The sequence below is a fragment of the Martinezella sp. CNPSo 3957 genome, assembly GCF_057784395.1.
Window position 1 is genome coordinate 90,924 of sequence record NZ_JBXSOU010000002.1, and the last position, 21,662, is coordinate 112,585.

Here is a 21,662-nt window from a genome sequence, read left to right on the forward strand (position 1 = left end):
CCGGAATGAACCAGGGCCCTATAGGTATGAAGGTCAAAAACCTCCAGAGGGGAACAGCCAATGCGGTGGAACTGGGAGGAAAAGCCACCGTGTGCATCAGCTATGTGCGATATGGTAGTTAAATGTGCAGGCTTCAACTCTCATTTGTGCATATCAGCTATGCATCATATGCGCGGCTCGTGCGCTGGCCATAAAAAGAGTTGGTTATCAGTGACTTACCTTCGTCAGAAATTCCAGTTGCGCGCTTTCGCGACGATAAAATCACGGAAAACCTTGAGCTTGGCCGCATTCTTCATTTCGTCCGGATAGCAGAAATAGGTGTCGAAGGACGGTACGTCTGCATTGATCGCGAGTTGAATAAGGCCTGGGTCGCGGCCGACGATATAATCGGGCAGGACTGCGATGCCAATACCAAGCAGGCAGGCGCGCTTGATCGACGTCTGGCTGTTGATCTGCAGATGCGGAGCGCGCTTGTTGTCGGATGAGCGGCCGGCAATCTCGAGCCAGTTGACATCCAGCAGGTAGTTCGGTGCCGGTTCGCCAAAGCTGATAATGCGATGCTCGTCCAGATCCTCGACCGACTGCGGCTCGCCGTAGCGGTTGATATAGGAGGGGGCGGCATAGACGTGCATGTGCACGGTAAAGAGCTTACGCTGGATCAGATCCGATTGTTGTGGCTGGCGCAGACGGATGGCGCAATCGGCGTGACGCATGTTCACGTCCAGCTCCTCATTGTCGAGGATGAGCTGGATCGACATGTCAGGATAAAGCTGCAGGAATTCCTGGATCTTGTCGGTGAGCCAGCCCTGGCCGAGGCCAACGGTCGTCGTCACCCGCAGTTTGCCGCTTGGCTTGTCGGTCGTCTCGGTCAATTGCATCTTGACCGTTTCGAGCTTCAGCAAAACGTCGTGAGCGGTGCGATAAAGCAGCTCGCCCTGTTCCGTCAGGATGAGGCCGCGCGCATGGCGGTGGAAGAGTTTTATGCCGACATCCTGCTCGAGAGCGCTGACCTGGCGGCTGATGGCGGATTGGGACAAATGCAACTTGTCTGCCGCATGCGTGAACGAACCCGCTTCGGCAGCCGCGTGAAAGATACGCAGCTTGTCCCAATCCAATGGCATGCCGTTTCCCCTCATCGGCTGCATCACTCCGCAGCCACGGCGACGGGCATGTGCCCAGTCAGATAGCGTTCCGCTTCAAGTGCGGCCATGCAGCCCATTCCTGCTGCCGTGATCGCCTGCCGGAACGTATCGTCGGTCACATCACCGGCCGCATAGATGCCTTCGACGTTGGTCGCGGTCGAATCCGGTGCGGTCCAGAGATAACCATTGTCTTTGAGCTTCAATTTGCCCTTGAAGAGCTCGGTCGCCGGCGCATGGCCGATGGCAACGAAGACGCCGTCGATCGGCATCTCCGTGATGGCGCCAGTGCGCGTCTCGCGCAGGCGCGCGCCCGTGACGGATGGCGGCATCGGCGGCTTGGCCGGCGTGCCTGTGATCTCCGCGACCTCAGTGTTCCAGAGAATCCTAACGTTTTCCTTGGCGAACAGGCGCTCCTGCAGGATCTTTTCCGAGCGGAAAGTATCGCGGCGATGCACCACCGTCACCGATTTGGCGATGTTGGAGAGATAGAGTGCTTCCTCGACAGCGCTGTTGCCGCCGCCGACCACGATCACATCCTTGTTGCGATAGAAGAAGCCGTCACAGGTGGCGCAGGCGGAGACGCCGAAGCCCTGGAAATGCTGTTCGCTCTCGATACCCAGCCATTTCGCCTTGGCGCCGGTGGCGATGATGAGAGTGTCGGCGGTCCAGACCTGGCCGCTGTCGGTATGGGCAACGAAAGGACGCTTGCTGGTATCGACTTCGGTCACGAGGTCGTTGACGATCTCGGCGCCCACATGCTGGGCCTGCTGCAGCATCTGCTCCATCAGCCACGGACCTTGGATCGGATCGGCAAAGCCCGGATAATTCTCGACATCGGTCGTGATCATCAGCTGGCCGCCCTGTTCGAGACCGGCGATCAGAACGGGCTGCAGCATCGCGCGCGCGGCATAAACCGCTGCGGTGTAACCGGCTGGGCCGGAACCGATGATGAGCACCTTCGTGTGGCGGGCAGGCATAGTCAGTCCTTTCAATTCGGCGATTGCGAAACCGCGGCTTCAAGCGCGCAAAACAGGCGATTTCGCGATCCGCGCTTCATTTATGATTGCCTTATGCATTTATTCAAGGGCAGCCTTGCATTACACACAGAGCAAATCTGCTTTGTGTTAGAATCAACTACGCGGGAGAAACTTTCTTGCGTATTTTCCTGCCTTATATAGAAGCTGGCGAGGGGGAATTAAAGAAAGGCAAAAAAGTGCTTCGCGCTGAGCTCGATGCTATCGATATCAAGATTCTGCGGGAACTCCAGCGGGACGGACGCATGACCAACGTCGAGCTCGCGGACCGGGTCGGCATTTCGGCGCCGCCATGTCTGCGCCGCGTGCGCAAATTGGAAGAGGCTGGCGTCATCGAAGGCTATCACGCCATGCTGAACAGCCCGAAACTGGGCTTCGATCTCGTGGCTTTCTGCATGGTCGGCCTCAAGCATCAGTCGGAAGCGAATCTCAAGGCTTTTGCCAGCGCGACTTCCGCGTGGCCGCTTGTTCGGCAGGCATGGATGGTGTCCGGCGACAGCGATTTCCTGCTGCACTGCGTTGCGGAAAATCTTACCCGCTTCCAGGACTTCGTCATCGAAGTTCTGACGGCGAATGAGCATGTCGACACCGTGCGCACTATGCTGACTATCCGGCAAGTCAAAAAGCTCGGCCTGGTGGAGCTTTAGGCGAATGGCAGATCGCCCCTGGCATCGGTCGCTGATCAAATCCGGCGTGCGCCTTTTCCTGGGCGGCTCGCGGGCTCATGTGCAGGACTGGTTTCCGGGGCTCAGCATCGTCCGCAGCCAGAATGTCAGCGAGGTGCTTTACCGCGGCGTCAAGGTCGCGAGCCTTGCGGGCATGGACCGTCTGCGCGAACGCTGCGGCGATGCGGTCTACATCGTCGGCTCAGGCCCATCGATTCGCGATTGCGATCTGAGCGGCCTGGAATTCCGCAGTGCCATTCTTTTGAATGGTGCCATCGGCCTGTCAGGCGACACAATCTCCGAGCCTTTGGCAATTGCAGTCGAGGACGAGCGTTTTGTCTGGCGGCATCTTGATATGCTGCGCGAGAAGGTGGCTCCCGGTTCGCTTTGCCTGTTTTCCGTGGCGGTGCTGCGTGCGCTCTGCGAGATCGACAAAAGCTGGCTGGCGGACAAGACGATCATCCTGATCGACGATATCCGCAAGCCCTATGGCGCGCGCCGCCGCTCTCTCGACGATCTCAAAAAACTGCAATATGTGCGATTGGATGCTGAGGGTTCGGCAGGTTTTTCGCTTTCGCCTGATCGCGGAGTTTTTCTGGGCGGGTCCGTTGCCGTCTCGGCCCTGCAATTTGCTCTTTACTGCGCGAAGCATCAGGTCGGCTTTCTAGGGATCGATATCTCCAATGCCGGCGAGCCCCGCTTTTATGAGACCGCCGGAGATACCGCTTTTTCCGGCATCGCGCGCGCTGAAGCCCGCATAATCGAGCATCTGGTGCTGGCGCGGCAGATCGCAGCCGAGCGCGGCGTCTCTTTCGTCAACTATTCCCGCGTTTCGGCATTGCTCAAATATGATTTTGGTTACGACGACAGGTTTGCATTGAAACCGCAGGCTTGATCTTTGCCGGAACCGGCGAGCCTGCTGTGAAATTAGGGTCGATGGAATGAAGCTTATGCGCTGGCTGAAACCCAAGGCGTCCGACGCCAAGAAGCTGTCCATCGATCCGCCTGAGCCAAGGGCAGGGCGCCATGGCATCGCCATTGCCGCCTGTTTGAAGAACGAGGCTCGTTATATCGAGGAATGGGTGCGCTTCCACCAAGCGGTCGGCATTCGTCACTTCTATATCTATGATAATGGATCGACGGATGAGACCTGTTCGCTTCTTCGAAGCCTGCTCTCTGAGGATGCGTTGACGATTGTTCCCTGGGCCGGGCGCATGCGCGATGCGGCGACATCGGCGGTACTGAACGGCCAGGTCATTACCTTCGCGCATGCCATCCTGAATTTCGGCGGTGACTACCGCTGGATGGCATTTATCGATGTGGACGAATTCCTCCTGCCGAAGGAGGCAGCGACGGTCGAGCAGGCGTTGGAAGCCGTCGGCGATTTCCCGAATGTCTCGCTGCCCTGGCATATGTTTGCGACCAGCGGCCATGAGATGCCGCAGGACGGACCGTTGACGTTGAATTATACGATGCGCGGCGCGGATCCGATGACGACGAAGGAAAACGTCAGCAATTTCAAGTGTATCGTCGATCCATGTGAAGTAACCGAAGTTAGTGTGCACCAGTTCCGGACGCGGGCCTATGGCGATCTGACGGCCAATGACGCGGGCAAGCGGTTTACCCGGCGTGCGCGAAAGTCGCCCGAGTTCTATTCGAACCGTTTTCTGCAGCTGAACCACTATTATACGAAATCCCGGCAGGAGCTGATGGAGAAGCTGGCGCGGGGTTGGACCTATGACGCGAGTGCGACGAAATATCGGGACAAGGTCCTGTCCATCGTCAAAAGCATCGAGGAAGACATGGTGGAGGATCGTTCGATGATCGATTTCATCGAGCGCGAGCGGATCGATCTCGGCCGTTGATCGATCCGCTCACCTGTTGGCGACCAGCAGCCGCTTGTATACGTCGCCGATGGCGGTCGCTTCCTTTTCCAGGGCGAATTCGCTGCGCACATGGCGCACGGCATTTTCTCCCTGGCGAAGGGTTTCCTCCGGATTGGCCAGATAGAAGGCGATCGCTCTGGTGAGAGCTTCGCCATCGCCCGCCGGCACCACGGCGCCGGTTTCGCCCGGCACGATCATTTCGGCATAGGCGCCGGCATCCGAGGCGACGACGGCGGTGCGAGAGGCCATGGCTTCCAGCGGCGTCAGACCGAAACCTTCGTTGCGGGAAGGGGCGACATAGAGGGTGGCGCGGCGATACCAAGGCTTGATATCGTCGACTTCGCCCATGAAGCGGATGCGATCGGTGAGGCCTGCATCCGCCACCATCTTTTGCAACTGCTCGCCAAAGCCGCGATGTTCTGATGTCACGCGGCCGCAGACGACGGCTGTCCAGTCCAGATAGCGCGGCAACAGCTCGATCATCGCCTTGACGAAGAGATCCGTGCCCTTCTGATGGCGGACGCGGCCGAAGCAGCCGATCAGATAGGTGCCGGGCAGGCCGGTTGCGGCCATGCGGTCATCGGGCTTTTCCGGCGGATGGAAGCTGTTGAGGTCGACGCCGTGCTGGATGACGGTGTGCGGCACTTCGAGAAAGCTGCCCGAGCGGGTGCTGGTGGCGATCACGGCATCCATGCGGCGGATCAGCCAGCGCGTATAGCCGGTGTGGCGGCGCTGGGCGGCCGAGGTAAAGACGAGCTTAAGGGGCATGCGCAGAACGGAGCGCAGCAGCAAGCCCACCAGCATTTCGTTGTTGCGGCGGGCATGCCAAATGCGGACGCGATAGCGGCGCGGCTTCATCCACAGACCGGGCAGGCGTAGCCAACCGAGCCTTGGCAGGTTCTCCGGCAGGCCGGGGCCGAGTGTGGCGATATGATAGCCGAGCTCGACCTGCTTGGGGATCAGTTGCACGATCGTAGACGTAACGCCGGAAAGCCGGCGTTTGAAATTCGTTGCTATGATTTCGATCTCACGGAGATCGCTCGCATGCGCTGTCTCGCGATCGCGCACGGGCGATCAGCCCCAAGTGATGGAGAGAATTTCGTAGCCCTTGGCGCCGCCGGGTGCATTGACCTCGATGGAATCGCCGACTTCCTTGCCGATCAGGGCGCGGGCGATCGGGGAGGAGATGGAGATGCGGCCTGCCTTCACGTCGGCTTCCTGGTCGCCGACGATCTGGTAGATCTTCTCTTCTTCTGTGTCTTCGTCGACCAGCTTGACCTTTGCGCCGAACTTGATCTTCGAGCCGGACATCTTGGTGAGATCGATGACTTCGGCGCGCGCCGTCAGGTCTTCGAGTTCGCTGATGCGGCCTTCATTGTGGCTCTGGGCTTCCTTGGCTGCATGGTACTCGGCATTTTCAGAGAGATCGCCATGGGCGCGCGCTTCTGCAATTGCTTCGATGATTCGCGGGCGCTCTTCCTGCTGACGCCAGCGCAGTTCTTCCTGCAGCTTGACGAACCCGTTCTGCGTCATCGGTACCTTTTCAACCATTTTTCTTGTCCTTCACTCCCTGTGTTGCTCTGCTGCAGACACAAAAGAAAACAGGTCCCGAAGGGGTACTTCGGAACCATCCAGAGCCATTATTCTCCCACCTATAGCAGATTGCGACAGACGAAAGCCAGAAAATTCGAAGGTTTAGGGAAAGGTCCTGTTGAAGCTCCCTGACCATTCGATCGGCTGGCGGGGCCGCAACGAACGTGAGCCGGCTATCCTGCTCACGCTCCTTATTATCGAATCAGCTGCTTCAGAAATAGCTCTGCAGCGGCTGAACTTCGAGGTTTCCGGCCTTCAGTGCCTTGATCGCCATGGCGGCTGCTTCGGCACCGGCCATGGTGGTGTAATAGGGCACCTTCTGCATCAGCGTCGCGCGGCGCAGCGACTTCGAGTCCGAGATCGCCTTGTTGCTGTCGGTCGTGTTGATGACGAGCTGGACCTGACGGTTGCGGATCGCGTCCTCGATATGCGGACGTCCCTCAAGCACCTTGTTGATCTTCGTCGCTTCGATGCCGTTTTCGGCTAGGTAGCGCTGGGTTCCGCCGGTTGCCAGCACCTTGAAGCCCTGTTCGGCCAGCATGCGGATCGCCGGCAGCACGCGTGGCTTGTCGTCGTCGCGAACCGAGACGAAGACCGCCCCGTCACGCGGCAGCTCCACGCCGGCGCCGAGCTGCGACTTGGCGAAGGCCAGCGCGAAATCGGTGTCGAGGCCGATGACTTCGCCGGTCGAGCGCATTTCCGGCCCGAGCAGGGTATCGACGCCGGGGAAGCGGGCGAAGGGGAAGACTGCTTCCTTGACGGCGATATGCTTCAGCTTGCGCGGATCGGGTTTTTCGCCGTAGGCGGCAAAGGTCGCATCCAGCTTTTCGCCGGCCATGACGCGGGCAGCGATCTTGGCGATCGGCGCGCCGATGGTCTTGGCGACGAAGGGCACGGTGCGCGAGGCGCGCGGGTTGACTTCGAGCACGTAGACGGTGTCGTCCTTGATGGCGAACTGAACGTTCATCAGGCCGCCGACATTCAGAGCCTTGGCCATGGCTTTCGCCTGGCGCTCCAACTCGTCGATCATCGCAGGAGAAAGCGTGCGAGGCGGCAGCGAGCAGGCGGAGTCGCCCGAATGAATGCCGGCCTCTTCGATATGCTCCATGATGCCGGCAATGTAGACGTCGGTGCCGTCGGAGAGGCAATCGACGTCGACTTCGATGGCGTTCGTCAGATAGCTGTCGAACAGCAGCGGGTTCTTGCCGAGCAGCGTATTGATCTGGCCGGTCTTGTCGTTCGGATAACGCTGCTTGATGTCTTCCGGCACCAGTTCCGGAACCGTGTCGAGCAGGTAGCCCTGCAGCTGGCCTTCCGAATGGAGGATCTGCATGGCGCGGCCGCCAAGAACGTAGGATGGGCGTACGACCAGCGGGAAGCCGATTTCGGAGGCGACGAGGCGTGCCTGTTCGACGGAGTAGGCAATGCCGTTATTCGGCTGGTTGAGATCAAGCTTCATCAGGAGCTTCTGGAAGCGGTCACGATCTTCGGCAAGGTCGATCGCATCAGGCGCAGTGCCGAGGATCGGAATGCCGTTCTTTTCCAGCGCTTCGGCGAGCTTCAGCGGGGTTTGGCCGCCGAACTGGACGATAACGCCAACGACTTCGCCCTTTTCCTGCTCTGCACGCAAGATCTCGATGACATCTTCGGCCGTCAGCGGCTCGAAATAGAGACGATCCGACGTGTCGTAGTCGGTCGAAACCGTTTCCGGGTTGCAGTTGATCATGATGGCTTCATAACCGGCATCCTTCAGCGCGAAGGCGGCATGGCAGCAGCAATAATCGAATTCGATGCCCTGGCCGATACGGTTCGGGCCACCGCCGAGGATGACGACCTTCTTGCGGTCGGAAACCTGGGCCTCGGAGCGGGCAGCGCCGACGAAGGGCGTTTCATAGGTCGAGTACATGTAGGCCGTCGGCGAGGCGAATTCGGCGGCACAGGTATCGATGCGCTTGAAGACCGGGCGCACGTTCAGCGAATTGCGGAATTCCGCCACTTCCTTCGGGCGCTTGCCGGTCAAGGTCGCGAGACGCGCGTCGGAGAAGCCCATGGCCTTCAGCATGCGCAGATTGGCGGCATCCTGCGGCAGGCCGTGCTCACGAATGCGGCTTTCCATGTCGACGATGTTCTTCAGCTGCTCAAGGAACCAGGGGTCGATCTTGCAGCCTTCATGCACTTCTTCGACGCTGAGCCCCAAGCGCAGCGCCTGGGCGACCATGCGCAGGCGATCGGGCGTCGGCGTGCCGATGGCGGCGCGGATGGCGTTGCGGCTGCCTTCGCCTTCCTCCGTGCCGGGGATTTCGATCTCGTCCAGACCTGTGAGGCCAGTTTCGAGGCCGCGCAACGCCTTCTGCAGCGATTCCGCGAAGGTACGGCCAATCGCCATGACTTCGCCGACCGACTTCATCGCGGTCGTCAGAACCGGGGATGCGCCGGGGAATTTTTCAAAGGCGAAGCGCGGGATCTTGGTGACGACGTAGTCGATCGACGGTTCGAAGGAGGCGGGCGTCGCGCCGCCGGTGATGTCGTTTTCGAGTTCGTCCAGGGTGTAGCCAACGGCGAGCTTGGCTGCGATCTTGGCGATCGGGAAGCCGGTTGCCTTCGAGGCCAGCGCGGAGGAGCGCGACACACGCGGGTTCATCTCGATGACGACCAGGCGGCCGTCCTTCGGATTGACGGCAAACTGTACGTTCGAGCCGCCGGTTTCGACGCCGATCTCGCGCAGGACCGCGATCGAGGCGTTACGCATGATCTGGTATTCTTTGTCCGTCAGCGTCAGAGCTGGGGCGACGGTGATCGAGTCGCCGGTATGAACGCCCATCGGGTCGATGTTTTCGATCGAGCAGATGATGATGCAGTTGTCCGCCGTGTCGCGGACCACTTCCATCTCGAATTCCTTCCAGCCGAGCACCGATTCTTCGATCAGCACTTCCGTGGTCGGCGAGGCATCGAGGCCGCCGCCGACGATTTCGAAGAATTCCGAACGGTTGTAGGCGATGCCGCCGCCGGTGCCGCCAAGCGTGAAGGACGGGCGGATGATGGCGGGCAGGCCGACATGGTCGAGCGCCTGGGCGGCAATCGCCATGGCGTGGCTCATATAGCGCTGCTTGCGGTCGCTCTCGCCGAGGTTCCACTGGTTTTCCAGTTCGTCGAGTGCCTTGTCGAGTTCGGAGCCAGACAGCGATGCCTTCAGCTTGCTGCGCTCGGCTTCGTGGGTCTTGCGGTCAGCATCCTTGATGTCTGTGGCGTTTGCCAGCATCGAGCGTGGGGTTTCGAGGCCGATGCGGGCCATGGCTTCGCGGAAGAGGGCACGGTCTTCGGCCATGTCGATGGCGGCGGGCTTCGCGCCGATCATCTCGACATTGTAGCGGTCAAGCACGCCCATGCGCTTCAGCGACAGCGCGGTATTGAGTGCGGTCTGGCCGCCCATGGTCGGCAGCAGCGCGTCCGGACGCTCCTTGGCGATGATCTTGGCGACAACTTCAGGCGTGATCGGTTCGACATAGGTCGCATCCGCCAGGCCCGGATCGGTCATGATCGTTGCCGGATTGGAGTTGACGAGGATGACGCGGTAGCCTTCCTCTCTGAGTGCTTTACAGGCCTGCGTGCCCGAATAGTCGAATTCGCAAGCCTGTCCGATAACAATCGGTCCTGCGCCGATAATGAGGATCGATTTGATATCTTGGCGCTTCGGCATGGGCTCTCATCCGTTTTTTCGTTGCGCCAAAAGCCGGCCAGGGTGGGAGATCACCGGCCGGGGGCGCATGGGCAATATTTTCAGGCTAGAAGCGGCTTATAGGCAAATGTATTTGCAAACGGAACCCCATAAATGGCGGAATCGACATGAATTCTGCAGACTTTGCAGCCATCAGCCGAAACGACGCCGAACGGCTTCCGCGTAAGAGCGGCTGACGGGCATCTCCATTCCGTCGCGTGCGAGGACGAAAAGCTTGCCGTTGTCGCGTTTGAGGCCGGCAACATGATCCGCGGCGACCCAGTGCGATCGGTGCAGGCGGATACCCTCGGTATTGCCGATTTCCAACAGGGCATCGCTGAAGCGCAGCAGGATGAGTTCGCGGCCACGTGTCGTCACGACCTCCGTGTAGTGGTCGCGAACGGTGAGCCTTATCAGCGCTCCACGGTTTTCCGGTTTCAGGCGCGAGAGAATTGGCGGCTGCGGTATTCCCGGTCGAATCTCAGGTGCGGAGGCGGATATCGTCTTCGCGTCCGCGAGATCTGTTCCTGCGGCTGCGATCGCTATCTGCCGATGCATGGTCATATAGGAGAGAATGCAGAAGAGGGCGCAGAGGGGTATGGATCCGATGGACTGATGCAGGCTGCCGGCTACCGTGGGCATTGCGCCGAAGAATGCAAAGTCGATGAGCGCGATGCCGAAGCCGATCGGCAATGCGGCGGCGACGGAGCCGATCATCATTCTTGCGAACATGCTTGCTATTTGCCCGCGCAGCAAGATTTCGGCGATGATGGAGAAAACGATCGCGATCGACCACGCCATGGCATGCAGCGCAAGCCAGTAGCCCAGTCTTGCTCCCGGCATCAGCCGGTCAAGAGTGCCGTACGGTCCGGTCAGGGCAAAGATCAGGACGATCGTGACGAAGGTCGCCCAGAAGCGCGGTGAACGCTGGATGACCTGCAATTCACGAAGCGTGGACTGCAGAAAGGTGTGATCCACGAAGATGTCTCGTTCTTTCGCGCAATTTCGGTTGAGAGAACGACACTATCACGGAAAGGCTCGATAAACTCAACCGGATAGAAATCATGACGTTCGAGCCGCTTCTTGATGCACCAATCGCGATTCAGATCCACGTCGCGGCGGTCGTCCCGGCCGCTTTGCTGGGGGCCTATCTTCTCGCAAGGCCGAAGGGGACGCCGATACACCGGGTGCTCGGCAAGATATGGCTGACTCTGATGGCCGTCACAGCGCTCTCGAGCTTCTTCATTCATCAGATCAACATGTTTTACGGCTTCAGCCCGATCCATCTGCTCTCCCTTTTCGTTCTCTTCGGTTGCTGGGGAGCGATCGCCAATGCCCGCAAACATGATATCGACGCGCATAAGCGCATCGTCAGAGGCCTTTACTTCGGTGGCATCGTGGGTGCCGGAGCTTTTACCTTTTTTCCGGGGCGGATCATGAGCAAGGTGGCCTTCGATGGCGATGAAATAGCGCCGTTTCTGGTCGCAGCAGGTATAGCGATCGCGCTTTTATGGCCCATGTCCAAAGAAATATGGCGGCGGCGGCGTTTAAGCTAATGTTCTGTCGATAGCCAACTGGCTTTGTTACACTTCCTGGATATATAAATACCTCAAGGGACTTTGATTTTAGGCATCGCCAGGAGGTGCACTATGGATTGGAAGGGGCGTCGGCAATCCGACAATATTGAGGACGAACGCGGCTCATCGCCCATGAGCGGCGGCGGTGGCGGCGGCTTTCGATTTCCGGGCGGAGGGATTGGCGGCGGCGGTTTGAGCTTCCGCACCATTATCGTCCTTATCGTGATCTTCCTGATCCTGAGGGCCATGGGCGTCGATGTCATCGGTCTGCTGCAGCAAAGCGGCATGCTGGAGGGCGGCGGCTCCGGATATCAGCAGAGCACTTCCAACAGTAGTAGCGGCGGGCAGCCGGCCAATGACGAGATGAAGCAGTTCGTTGCGACCGTGCTTGCCGATACGGAAGACACTTGGACCGGCATCTTCAAATCGATGGGCCAGACCTATACGGATCCGAAGCTCGTGCTGTTTTCCGGCAGCTTCCCTTCGGCTTGCGGTCAGGCTTCGGCGGCGACCGGCCCCTTCTATTGCCCGAGTGATCAGAAGGTCTATCTCGACATGGCCTTCTTCCAGCAGATGAAGGATCAGTTCGGCGCATCCGGCGATTTCGCGCAGGCCTATGTGATCGCGCATGAAGTCGGCCACCATGTGCAGGACCTGCTCGGAATTCTGCCGAAATTCAATCAGGCACGCCGTAACATGAGCGAAGTGGACGCCAACAAGATGTCGGTGCGCATCGAACTGCAGGCGGATTGCTTTGCCGGTATCTGGGGCAAGTTCACCCAGCAGAAGGGCATCCTGCAGGCCGGTGATCTCGAAGAGGCGCTGAACGCGGCGCAGCAGATCGGCGATGACACGCTGCAGAAGCGCACGCAAGGTTACATTGTTCCCGATAGCTTTAACCACGGCACGTCGGCGCAACGCGTGAAGTGGTTTAAGCAGGGTTTCGATTCCGGCAAGCTCTCGGATTGCGATACGCTGAACAATCCGGTCTGATCCTGCTTGCCCGCCCCCCGGGATACCGGCGAGCGGGCAAGCCTTTCGAGTTATTTCTCGCTGTCGAGATGCGTCAGCTGCGCTTCGGGGTAGCGGCCACCGGCAGCGGCATCTTTCGGGATCGCGCGTTCGATCACGGCCATATCGGCTTGCGACAATTCAACCGTGAGCGCTCCCAGGGCTTCCGTCAAGCGGTCGCGGCGACGGGCGCCGATGACCGGGACGATGTCCTTGCCCTTGGCTGCGACCCAGGCAATCGCGATCTGGGCGACGGTCGCGCCCTTCGTCTCGGCGATCTCCCGTAAAGCTTCCACGAGCTCAAGATTCTTTTCGACGTTTCCAGCCTGAAAGCGCGGGCTTATCGTGCGGAAGTCGCCCTTTTTGGCATTATCCTTCTGCCAGTGGCCGCTGATGAGGCCGCGCGAAAGTACGCCGTAGGCAGTAACGCCGATGCCGAGTTCACGGCAGGTCGGCAGGATCTTGTCCTCGATGCCGCGCGAGATCAACGAATATTCGATCTGCAGGTCGACGATCGGATGGACGGCGGCGGCGCGGCGGATGGTGTCGGCGCCGACTTCCGACAGGCCGATATGCCTGATGTAGCCTGCCTTGATGAGATCCGATATCGCGCCGATCTGATCTTCAATCGGCACGTTCGGGTCGAGGCGGGCAGGGCGGTAGATATCGATGTGATCGACGCCGAGCCGCTGCAGCGAATAGGCGACGAAATTCCGGATCGCCGCCGGCCGGGCATCGTAGCCGAGCCATGCTCCGGCGGGATCGCGCAGCGCGCCGAACTTGACGCTCAGCAGGAAATCGTCCCGCTTCAACCCCTTGATGGCTTCGCCGATCAACATCTCATTGTGGCCCATGCCGTAGAAATCACCGGTATCGAGCAGGTTGATCCCGGCATCGAGCGCGGCATGTATGGTAGCGATGCTTTCAGCGCGATCGGACGGCCCATACATGCCAGACATGCCCATGCAGCCGAGGCCAAGCGTGGATACCTGCGGTCCGGTTCTTCCCAGTTGATGTTTTTCCATCGTTACTCTCCTTGGTCGAAGGTGCACCCTCTTTTCCAGAGGTCTCTGTGATGATGTTTTACTCCGCTGCTCTCTGTGCGATAATCCCGGTAAATCGAAACAGGTCGTTTGGAATTTCGCACAATGGATGACTTGCCACTGGCAGACCTGGTTGCCTTTACTGCGGTTGCCCGCGAGCGCAGCTTTCGTGAAGCGGCACGCAAGCGCGGCGTTTCCGCCTCGTCATTAAGCGAAGCGGTCCGGCGGCTGGAGGAACGGCTAACGGTCCGTCTGCTCAATCGCACGACCCGAAGCGTAACGCCGACGGAGGCGGGAGAGCGGCTGATGGAGCGGCTGACGCCCGCCATGAGCGAGATCTCTGCGGCGCTCGACGATATCAACAGCTTTCGCGACAGCATCGGCGGGACTTTGCGGCTGAATGTGCCGACCGTTGCTGCCATCGTGGTCATGCCCGACATCATCAGCCGCTTTCTGAAGGAATATCCCGCGATCTCGGTCGAAATCGTCGCTGAAGACAGTTTCATCGATGTTGTGGCGGCCGGTTACGATGCCGGGATTCGCTATGACGAGCGGCTGGAAAAGGATATGATCGCCGTACCGATCGGGCCTCGGCAACAGCATTATATCACAGCCGCGGCGCCGGCCTATCTGGCTGCAAACAGCACGCCGCAACATCCGCGCGATATACTCGAGCATCGCTGTATTCGTCATCGCTTCCTGAGCGGATCTGCTTTGCCATGGGAGTTCGAAAGGAAGGGCGAGACGATCTTCATTACGCCACCAATGGTCGTTGCGACGAATTCGATCGACATAGAGCGCAGCGCGGCGGTGGCTGGATTGGGCATTATCAGAACATTCAAAGAATTCCTCGCGCCGCAGATTGCCAGCGGAGAATTGATGCCGATTTTGGAAGAATGGGACACGGTTTTTTCCGGCCCGTTTCTCTATTATGCCAGCAGACGCCATATGCCGACACCACTCAGAGCCTTCATCGACTTTCTCAATCGAGAACAGCGGCGCGGTCGCGACAGATAGTCGCTTTTGTGCCAAGGATCAAAAAAAGCGTTCGATAAATCAATAGGATTGAAGCGTTCACGTATTGTTTCCGCCAAAATCTTTATGTATGGGGAACGCACCGGTTTTTCGTTCACGTTCTGTCTCTTTCATCGAGGCGGAGCCGCCAGAAGGCATCTCCATGATCGATCAGAAATTCGCCCGTCGAGGCCTGTTCCTCGTCTTCCTTATCCTCTTCCTCGACGTCATCGGTATCGCGATCATCATGCCGGTGATGCCGAAATATCTTGAGGAGTTGACGGGTGCCTCGGTCAGCACGGCGGCGACCGAGGGCGGCTGGCTGTTGCTGGCCTATGCCGGCATGCAGTTTCTGTTTTCACCCCTGATCGGCAATCTGAGCGATCGCTATGGCCGTCGGCCGCTGCTATTAGCCTCGGTGCTGACCTTCGCGATCGACAATTTCATCTGTGCGATTGCCGGCTCATACTGGATGCTGTTTGTCGGCCGCATCCTCGCCGGCATCAGCGGCGCAAGTTTCTCGACCTGCTCCGCCTATATCGCCGATATCAGCAATGACGAGAACCGCGCGAAGAATTTCGGCCTGATCGGCATGGCTTTCGGTGTCGGCTTTGTGCTTGGCCCCGTCATCGGGGGCTTTCTGGGCGAGTTCGGTCCCCGCGTGCCCTTCTATGGCGCGGCGGCTCTCGCGTTCCTGAATTTCGTCGGCGCCTATTTCCTGCTGCCGGAAACGCTCGACGCGAAACACCGCCGGCCCTTCGAGATCACGCGCGCCAATCCGTTCGGCGCGCTGAAGCACATGCGCCGCTACCAAGGTATCGGCTGGGTCTGTGTCGTGATGTTCCTGAACTGGCTGGCGCATGGCGTTTACCCGGCGGTCTGGGCTTTCGTCACCTCCTATCGCTATGACTGGAGCGAGGGGCAGATCGGCTTCTCGCTCGCTGTCTATGGGATAGGTGCCGCCATCGCCATGGGTCTCGTATTGCCACGGCTGGTGCCTGTGCTCGGCGAGTGGAAGACCGCAGTGCTCGGAATGGTGTTTTCCGGTCTCGGCCTGATCGGCTACGCCTTTTCATGGCAAGGTTGGATGGTTTACGCAGTTATCGTCCTGACTGTCATTGAAAATGTCGCGGATGCGCCGCTTCGTTCCATTGCAGCCAGCAAGGTTCCGCCTTCCGCACAAGGCGAATTGCAGGGAGTGCTCGGCAGCCTGACGAGTATAACCGCCATCATTGGGCCGGTGCTGTTTCCGTATCTTTTCGAGTATTATACCGCGCCAACCGCACCCGTCGTTTTTGCGGGTGCGCCCTTCATCATGAGCGCAATCCTGGTGGTTGCCGGCCTTGTCGTGCTCGTGGCGAAAGTCCGCAAGACCGAGCCGAAAGCGGTATCCCAGTCGCAGGCGGGCGAAGCGGCCTAAAATATCATCAGATATTTTGATGTTCTGATGAATTCTTTAGCATTATCGACTTGTCTGCTGGCTTTTTAACCTAGGTTGCGTTAATGCGGCAGGCTCGCGCACCCTTGGGTAGGACGGTTTGCGCGACTCTAAAGATCGAGTCTTCGCTATGGATATGCCGGCACCTGCGCGCCCTTACGCGCATGACAATGATAATTCGTGGTCAGCACATGTGCGCGCAACGCTTGCGCTGGGCATTCCGCTGATCGGTGCGCAATTGGCGCAGCTCGGGATCAACACCACTGATGTCATGATCGTCGGCCGGCTCGGTGCCGAGCAGCTGGCTGCAATGGTGCTTTCCGCGCAGTTTCTGTTCACGATCCTAGTTTTCGGTTCGGGTTTTTCCATCGCGGTCATGCCGCTGGTGGCGCAAGCCTATGGCAGAGGCGACGTTACCTCGGTGCGCCGTGCGCTTCGTATGGGCCTATGGGTCGTAACGGCTTATTGGCTGCTGGCGCAGCCGGCTTTCTTCTATTCCGAGGAGATTTTGCTCGCTGCGGGGCAGAAGCCCGATGTCGCGAAATTGGCGAGCGGCTATATCGACATCGGCCACTTCGCCGTGTTGCCGGGGCTGCTCTACAATGTCATCCGAGCGTTGGTGAGCGCTATCGGCCGTGCCGGCATCATCCTCAAGGTGACTATCGCCATGTTGGTGATGAATGCCGTGCTGGCCTATATTCTGGTGCTCGGTCATTTCGGCCTGCCGGCTATGGGTCTGCATGGTGCGGCCATTGTTTCTGTCGCCGTGCAGACCGCCGGTTTGCTCTTCATCGTTGGTTACGTGCAAGCCCACCAGGAAACACGGCGCTACGAGATCTTTGTGCGATTCTGGCGGCCCGACTGGCATGCTTTATGGGATGTCATCCGGCTTGGTTTCCCAATCGGCGTAACGGTTCTGGCTGAGGTCAGCCTATTCACGGCAGCATCGCTGCTGATGGGCCAGATCGGCACCATCGAGCTTGCTGCGCACGGCATCGCTTTGCAGTGGGCGTCCATCGCCTTCATGATCCCGCTGGGCCTCAGCCAGGCAGCGACGGTGCGCGTCGGTGTCGCCCACGGTCAGGGCGATCATCTCGGTCTCAAGCGTGCGGCCATCGTCGTGCTCGTCGTTTCGTGCTGTATCGCGCTTTGCGGCAGCATCCTGTTTGCAACCGTGCCATCCTGGCTGGCAAGCTGGTTCCTTGACGTCCATTCGGCCGAGGCGCCGCAGGTGCTTGCCTTCGCCGCACCGCTGATTGTCGTCGCCGGCCTATTCCAGCTCGTCGATGGGCTGCAGGCGATTGCGAGCGGCTTGCTGCGCGGGCTGAAGGACGCGCGCGTGCCGATGATCATGGCGCTGATCGCCTATTGGCCGATCGGCTTCTTTCTTGCCTGGTTGCTGGCGTTTCCGCTCAGCTTCGGCGGCATCGGTATCTGGTTCGGCTTCCTGCTCGGCCTTGCTTCAGCAGCGGCGATGCTTTGCGCCCGGTTCTACCTTCTTGTGCGGACGCAAAAGGCTGCCGCCGCTTGATAGCGGCAGCCATCTTCGCACCGCGAGACTACTGACAAAAATTGACAGCATGATCGTCTATAACTGTTTCATACCAGAGACGGGAGACGACCATGATGTTCAAGGCAAGCAATCATAGTGATGCAGCGCTTTTCCCGCGGGAAGGCCAGATCAATCAGGGGGCGGCTGTACGCCTTCTGCCCCACGCCAACACCTCATCCCGGCGGCAGGAGCCGGAGCAGAAATCCTATTGGTTGGCAGTAGCGAGTGCCGAGCATGTGCGTATCGGGCGCCGGCATGGTTTCATGCAGGTAAATCATGGCAAGCGAGCCCCTTTAATGCGGATCAAGCCGGGCGATGGCATCATCTACTATTCGCCCTCCGTCAAAATGGGCGAGAGGGACGGCTTTCAGAGCTTCACCGCCATCGGCTTTGTCCGTGAAGGCGAGCCCTATCTTGGCGAGATGGGCCGCGGAAAAGCCTATCGCAGGGATGTGGACTGGCTGGACGCGCCTGAACAGCCGCTCCGTCCTCTCCTGGGCTGGCTTGATTTCACCCAGGACAAGAATTGGGGTTACAAGCTGAGATTCGGCCTCGTTGAATTTGGGCAATCAGACTTCGAGTTCCTCGAGGAAATCTTGATGAGCGAGCTTGAGGTGGTGAAGCAGCGCCGCATGCAGGCGTAGAGCATTTCCGCTTTTCTTCGAATCGCGAAAACGCTTCGCACTTTTGCTGGAACTGCTCTAGGCCTGCAATAAAGCAATACTGATGTGACGAAAGCCCTCCCAAGTTGACGCACAAAGAGAAAGCCCCGGATTGATCTCAATCCGGGGCTTTTCTCATGCGATTGGGTGGTCGGTTCTATCAGGCGCGTTCGGCGAGGGCCGTTTCGCCCTTCTTCTCGCGCACCAGGTTGATAAAGCGGCGGAAAAGATAGTGGCTGTCCTGTGGGCCGGGCGATGCTTCCGGGTGATGCTGCACGGAGAAGACCGGCTTGCCGGAAACGCGAAGACCGCAATTGCTGCCATCGAAGAGCGAAATATGAGTCTCCTCAACGCCTTCGGGCAGCGACTTCGAGTCGACTGCGAAGCCGTGGTTCATCGAGACGATCTCGACCTTGCCGGTCGTATGGTCCTTGACCGGATGGTTGGCACCGTGATGGCCCTGATGCATCTTCGCGGTCTTGGCGCCGAGGGCGAGGCCAAGCATCTGATGGCCGAGGCAGATACCGAAGAGCGGGATTTCGGTCTTCAGTAGATCCTTGATGACGGGCACGGCATATTCGCCGGTCGCTGCCGGGTCACCGGGGCCGTTCGAGAGAAAGATGCCATCCGGCTTGAGACCGAGCACGTCATTCGTGGAAGCCGTCGCCGGCAGGACCGTGACCTTGCAATCGAGGCCGGCGAAAAGGCGCAGGATGTTGCGCTTGACGCCGTAATCGAGGCAGACGACATGGTACTTGGCGTCATCGGCGCCGAGTTCGCCATAGCCTTCGTTCCAGACCCAGGGTGTCTGCGACCATTGCGAGGACTGGCCGGAAGAGGCGACCTTGGCGAGATCAAGACCTTCAAGTCCGCTCCAGGCCTTGGCGTCCGCCTTCAGCTGCTCGATATCGAAGACGCCGTTCGGATTGTGAGCGATCACGCCGTTCGGCATGCCGTTCTCGCGGATCCAGGCGGTCAGCGCACGCGTGTCGATGCCGCAGAGCCCGATGATGCCGCGCGCCTTCAGCCATTGGTCGAGGTGTTTGGCGGCGCGGTAGTTCGAGGGGTCGGTGATATCGGCCTTGAAGATGACGCCGACAGCGCCGTGACGGGCGGCTGGCGTCAGGTCTTCAATGTCTTCATCGTTGGTGCCGACATTGCCGATATGGGGGAAGGTGAAGGTGACGATCTGGCCAAGATAGGAGGGGTCGGTCAGGATCTCCTCGTAACCCGTGAGCGCCGTGTTGAAGCAGACTTCGGCTTGGACCTTGCCGGTCGCGCCGATACCCTTGCCTTCGATCACAGTACCATCCGCGAGAACGAGGAGGGCAGTCGGCTTTTCAGTGGTCCATGGGGCTGTGGCGGTCATAGTCGTCATCCCGTTTCCGGCGTCGGGCGCGGCCTTGAAGAGACCGGCGGTTCCGCCATGTTTGTAGCAAGGTGCAGCCGTCGACCGAGGTCGCGGCTTGAGATCTTCCTATCGATCTTATGTGCAGGTGATGGACATAGCTAAACAAGGCGAGCCGGTCAATGCGCGGTTTGCTTTCCCGTCAAGGAATTCGGGCTCTCGGGCGCAATTGCGTTGATCGACACTGTTGGTTTAAGAGACAGCAACATGACATAAGTGGCCGGGGCGATCGTCGCCGGCCTGCTTCAAGGAGTTAAAGACATGATCCGCGAAACCCTTTCCAACGCCCAGAAGGATGCCATGAAGGCCAAGGACACGGCGAGGCTTTCGACCGTCCGTCTCATCCTTGCAGCCATCAAGGACAAGGACATCGCCAATCGCGGTCTCGCCAAGGAACAGGCGAGCGACGACGAGATTCTGCAGCTGCTCGCCAAGATGATCAAGCAGCGCGAGGAATCGGTGAAGATCTACATCGAGGGCGGGCGTCCGGAGTTGGCTGACAAGGAGCGCGGGGAAATCGCAGTCATCCAGGGTTTCATGCCGGAGCAGCTTTCCGAAGAGAAGGTCCGCGAGATCTGCGTTGCGGTTGTCGCGGAACTTGGCGCGCAGGGCTTGAAGGATATGGGCAAGTGCGTGGCCGCCCTGCGCGAGCGCTATGCCGGTCAGATGGATTTTGCCAAGGCCTCGTCTATCTTGAAGGAGCTGCTGAAGTAAAATTCTGTTTCGCGCTCGGCATGCGGAGCGGCCGCGTGCCGAGGGTGCTTTGCCAGGCGGCATCTATCATGGCGAGTTTCCCCGCCTGATAGTTGCAATACTCCTCGATGAAGGCGCTCGAGAGCCAAAGCTGGCTCCGCCCCGGCGATCCTGTCCACCCAACGCTTTGCATCTTTATGGCTTTGTTCATAAGTCGCTTTGCGTTTGTTCTGGAGATCAGAAATCGGTTGCAGATATCGGTAAAGGCCACCGGCCCAATAATCGCTTTTTTAGTCGCGGTGTTGATCGTCCCGATGCGGGAGATCAGATAATCCATGATGATGCCGCCCGAGTTTGCCCAGGTAAACAGGTCGAAGGTTTCTCCCGGATTGCGCAGCTCGTCGCTTTCGATGATGCCAACCGAGATCGTGGGCTGCAGCAGGGCGATAAGTTCCGGTTTTTTGCCAAATGAGGCGTTACGCTTGCCGCCATCCAATCGATCCAGCACGGAAAGATGGATGCTCAGCCATAGGGCAAGCTGCTTTGCGGCCTCTTCCGTCGGCTGCATCGGCCGAGCGCGCCGATCATTGGCTATGGGCAGGTAGCGCAGAAAATCGAGAGCAAGCATCTCCTGAATAAAGCTAAGCGCAGTGTTGTGGCTGGCGATTTCATGCTCGACAATATAGTTGGCGAAACGATTGGCATGGATACCGGGCGGTTCCCCGTCAATGCCGCCACAATAGAGGGCGAAGCCCGCAAGTGCCATCAGCCAGCGCTGCTGTGAAGCAAAGACTGAGCATACGCGCTGATTCCGATCATAAGTTGATAAAATCTCTCGTGTATAATCGAGGATTTCTGGGAAAAAATTCGGGTTTTGTGTAAGTTCCTTTGTAGAGAAAGACATGCAATCGTCTCCGATCAACTGAACTAAGTTTCAAATTGTCTGACGAGATAATTAATAAGATCGCATATACGTAGATAATAAAGGATATCGATCGATATCGTTGCGTCAAGATACTCGCGGCGAGGAACCAAAGATGTTCCGCAGCATGTGCGGGATGCTCGCGCCGTCGTGAATTGGGGATGGCCCAAAATTAGAGAAGGCAGGAGCTGGGGGAGCTCCTGCCTTCTTGCGCTTTGCTGACATTTGATGACGCAGGGTGGGGCCCAAAAATCAAACGTCTTTTGCAAAGGCACTCAGGTGGGGCGGCGCCGGGGGTAGGGATGGT

19 protein-coding genes are annotated in these 21,662 nt (G+C 58.9%); 10 read left to right on the top strand and 9 right to left on the bottom strand.

Annotated elements, in window-relative coordinates; all coding sequences use genetic code 11:
- Positions 1–224: 224 nt before the first annotated feature.
- Together AC13QE_RS05565 and trxB are read right to left on the bottom strand one after the other, a co-directional pair.
- On the bottom strand, positions 225–1,121 hold the full coding sequence (locus AC13QE_RS05565; protein ID WP_015340580.1) for a LysR family transcriptional regulator VtlR: 897 nt from the start codon (positions 1,119–1,121) through the stop codon (positions 225–227).
- A gap of 23 nt (positions 1,122–1,144) precedes the next feature.
- A complete protein-coding gene (trxB, locus tag AC13QE_RS05570; protein ID WP_132717118.1) occupies positions 1,145–2,119 on the bottom strand; it encodes a thioredoxin-disulfide reductase in 975 nt (324 codons plus the stop codon).
- Between the two features lie 236 nt (positions 2,120–2,355).
- Here trxB and AC13QE_RS05575 point away from each other — a divergent pair, with 236 nt between their 5' ends.
- From AC13QE_RS05575 to AC13QE_RS05585, 3 genes are read left to right on the top strand one after another with little or no spacing between them, the layout of a single operon-like run.
- Positions 2,356–2,823, top strand: a complete 468-nt coding sequence (locus AC13QE_RS05575; RefSeq protein WP_015340578.1) for an Lrp/AsnC family transcriptional regulator — start codon at positions 2,356–2,358, stop codon at positions 2,821–2,823.
- Positions 2,824–2,827: 4 nt separating this feature from the next.
- A complete protein-coding gene (locus tag AC13QE_RS05580) occupies positions 2,828–3,736 on the top strand; it encodes a glycosyl transferase (protein WP_488482937.1) in 909 nt (302 codons plus the stop codon).
- 55 nt (positions 3,737–3,791) lie between these two features.
- Positions 3,792–4,706: a glycosyltransferase family 92 protein gene (locus AC13QE_RS05585; protein ID WP_488483329.1), complete on the top strand. Its 915-nt coding sequence runs from the start codon at positions 3,792–3,794 to the stop codon at positions 4,704–4,706.
- Between the two features lie 9 nt (positions 4,707–4,715).
- Here the strand turns inward: AC13QE_RS05585 and AC13QE_RS05590 are convergent, their stop codons facing one another.
- The 4 genes from AC13QE_RS05590 to AC13QE_RS05605 form a co-directional block, all read right to left on the bottom strand.
- Positions 4,716–5,795, bottom strand: a complete 1,080-nt coding sequence (locus AC13QE_RS05590) for a glycosyltransferase family 4 protein (protein WP_488482938.1) — start codon at positions 5,793–5,795, stop codon at positions 4,716–4,718.
- Positions 5,796–5,801: 6 nt separating this feature from the next.
- A complete protein-coding gene (gene greA, locus AC13QE_RS05595; protein WP_015340574.1) occupies positions 5,802–6,278 on the bottom strand; it encodes a transcription elongation factor GreA in 477 nt (158 codons plus the stop codon).
- Between the two features lie 253 nt (positions 6,279–6,531).
- On the bottom strand, positions 6,532–10,017 hold the full coding sequence (carB, locus tag AC13QE_RS05600) for a carbamoyl-phosphate synthase large subunit (RefSeq protein WP_488482939.1): 3,486 nt from the start codon (positions 10,015–10,017) through the stop codon (positions 6,532–6,534).
- Between the two features lie 171 nt (positions 10,018–10,188).
- Positions 10,189–11,013, bottom strand: a complete 825-nt coding sequence (locus AC13QE_RS05605) for a LytTR family DNA-binding domain-containing protein (RefSeq protein ID WP_488482940.1) — start codon at positions 11,011–11,013, stop codon at positions 10,189–10,191.
- Positions 11,014–11,099: 86 nt separating this feature from the next.
- On the opposite strand from AC13QE_RS05605, the gene AC13QE_RS05610 reads away from it, so the two are divergent.
- Together AC13QE_RS05610 and ypfJ are read left to right on the top strand one after the other, a co-directional pair.
- Positions 11,100–11,591, top strand: a complete 492-nt coding sequence (locus AC13QE_RS05610) for a DUF2306 domain-containing protein (RefSeq protein WP_488482941.1) — start codon at positions 11,100–11,102, stop codon at positions 11,589–11,591.
- Positions 11,592–11,684: 93 nt separating this feature from the next.
- On the top strand, positions 11,685–12,605 hold the full coding sequence (ypfJ, locus tag AC13QE_RS05615) for a KPN_02809 family neutral zinc metallopeptidase (RefSeq protein WP_132717112.1): 921 nt from the start codon (positions 11,685–11,687) through the stop codon (positions 12,603–12,605).
- Positions 12,606–12,655: 50 nt separating this feature from the next.
- Here the strand turns inward: ypfJ and AC13QE_RS05620 are convergent, their stop codons facing one another.
- The gene (locus AC13QE_RS05620; protein WP_488482942.1) at positions 12,656–13,648 is read right to left on the bottom strand and encodes an aldo/keto reductase; all 993 of its coding nucleotides are present in this window, start codon (positions 13,646–13,648) and stop codon (positions 12,656–12,658) included.
- 123 nt (positions 13,649–13,771) lie between these two features.
- Here AC13QE_RS05620 and AC13QE_RS05625 point away from each other — a divergent pair, with 123 nt between their 5' ends.
- From AC13QE_RS05625 to AC13QE_RS05640, 4 genes are all read left to right on the top strand, one after another.
- Positions 13,772–14,683, top strand: coding sequence for a LysR family transcriptional regulator (locus AC13QE_RS05625; RefSeq protein ID WP_488482943.1), 912 nt, complete (start codon positions 13,772–13,774; stop codon positions 14,681–14,683).
- Between the two features lie 160 nt (positions 14,684–14,843).
- The gene (locus tag AC13QE_RS05630) at positions 14,844–16,100 is read left to right on the top strand and encodes a TCR/Tet family MFS transporter (RefSeq protein WP_488482944.1); all 1,257 of its coding nucleotides are present in this window, start codon (positions 14,844–14,846) and stop codon (positions 16,098–16,100) included.
- Between the two features lie 148 nt (positions 16,101–16,248).
- Positions 16,249–17,649, top strand: coding sequence for an MATE family efflux transporter (locus AC13QE_RS05635; protein ID WP_488482945.1), 1,401 nt, complete (start codon positions 16,249–16,251; stop codon positions 17,647–17,649).
- A gap of 92 nt (positions 17,650–17,741) precedes the next feature.
- Positions 17,742–18,314: an EVE domain-containing protein gene (locus AC13QE_RS05640; RefSeq protein WP_488482946.1), complete on the top strand. Its 573-nt coding sequence runs from the start codon at positions 17,742–17,744 to the stop codon at positions 18,312–18,314.
- Between the two features lie 178 nt (positions 18,315–18,492).
- On the opposite strand, the gene carA is transcribed toward AC13QE_RS05640, so the two are convergent.
- Positions 18,493–19,701: a glutamine-hydrolyzing carbamoyl-phosphate synthase small subunit gene (carA, locus tag AC13QE_RS05645; protein WP_488483330.1), complete on the bottom strand. Its 1,209-nt coding sequence runs from the start codon at positions 19,699–19,701 to the stop codon at positions 18,493–18,495.
- 300 nt (positions 19,702–20,001) lie between these two features.
- Between carA and AC13QE_RS05650 the strand changes: the two genes are divergently transcribed.
- The gene (locus tag AC13QE_RS05650; protein ID WP_488482947.1) at positions 20,002–20,454 is read left to right on the top strand and encodes a GatB/YqeY domain-containing protein; all 453 of its coding nucleotides are present in this window, start codon (positions 20,002–20,004) and stop codon (positions 20,452–20,454) included.
- Here the strand turns inward: AC13QE_RS05650 and AC13QE_RS05655 are convergent.
- Entirely contained in the window at positions 20,429–21,337 is a 909-nt protein-coding gene (locus AC13QE_RS05655) for a hypothetical protein (protein WP_488482948.1), read from the bottom strand. The genes AC13QE_RS05650 and AC13QE_RS05655 overlap by 26 nt on opposite strands.
- Positions 21,338–21,662 lie beyond the last annotated feature (325 nt).

What these genes read in the sequence shown, in the direction of transcription:
- AC13QE_RS05565 (WP_015340580.1), bottom strand. Translation starts at nt 1,121, where the DNA reads ATGCCATTGGATTGGGACAAGCTGCGTATCTTTCACGCGGCTGCCGAA.
- trxB (WP_132717118.1), bottom strand. Translation starts at nt 2,119, where the DNA reads ATGCCTGCCCGCCACACGAAGGTGCTCATCATCGGTTCCGGCCCAGCC.
- AC13QE_RS05580 (WP_488482937.1), top strand. Translation starts at nt 2,828, where the DNA reads ATGGCAGATCGCCCCTGGCATCGGTCGCTGATCAAATCCGGCGTGCGC.
- AC13QE_RS05585 (WP_488483329.1), top strand. Translation starts at nt 3,792, where the DNA reads ATGCGCTGGCTGAAACCCAAGGCGTCCGACGCCAAGAAGCTGTCCATC.
- greA (WP_015340574.1), bottom strand. Translation starts at nt 6,278, where the DNA reads ATGGTTGAAAAGGTACCGATGACGCAGAACGGGTTCGTCAAGCTGCAG.
- carB (WP_488482939.1), bottom strand. Translation starts at nt 10,017, where the DNA reads ATGCCGAAGCGCCAAGATATCAAATCGATCCTCATTATCGGCGCAGGA.
- AC13QE_RS05610 (WP_488482941.1), top strand. Translation starts at nt 11,100, where the DNA reads ATGACGTTCGAGCCGCTTCTTGATGCACCAATCGCGATTCAGATCCAC.
- ypfJ (WP_132717112.1), top strand. Translation starts at nt 11,685, where the DNA reads ATGGATTGGAAGGGGCGTCGGCAATCCGACAATATTGAGGACGAACGC.
- AC13QE_RS05620 (WP_488482942.1), bottom strand. Translation starts at nt 13,648, where the DNA reads ATGGAAAAACATCAACTGGGAAGAACCGGACCGCAGGTATCCACGCTT.
- AC13QE_RS05625 (WP_488482943.1), top strand. Translation starts at nt 13,772, where the DNA reads ATGGATGACTTGCCACTGGCAGACCTGGTTGCCTTTACTGCGGTTGCC.
- AC13QE_RS05630 (WP_488482944.1), top strand. Translation starts at nt 14,844, where the DNA reads ATGATCGATCAGAAATTCGCCCGTCGAGGCCTGTTCCTCGTCTTCCTT.
- AC13QE_RS05635 (WP_488482945.1), top strand. Translation starts at nt 16,249, where the DNA reads ATGGATATGCCGGCACCTGCGCGCCCTTACGCGCATGACAATGATAAT.
- AC13QE_RS05640 (WP_488482946.1), top strand. Translation starts at nt 17,742, where the DNA reads ATGATGTTCAAGGCAAGCAATCATAGTGATGCAGCGCTTTTCCCGCGG.
- carA (WP_488483330.1), bottom strand. Translation starts at nt 19,701, where the DNA reads ATGACCGCCACAGCCCCATGGACCACTGAAAAGCCGACTGCCCTCCTC.
- AC13QE_RS05650 (WP_488482947.1), top strand. Translation starts at nt 20,002, where the DNA reads ATGATCCGCGAAACCCTTTCCAACGCCCAGAAGGATGCCATGAAGGCC.
- AC13QE_RS05655 (WP_488482948.1), bottom strand. Translation starts at nt 21,337, where the DNA reads ATGTCTTTCTCTACAAAGGAACTTACACAAAACCCGAATTTTTTCCCA.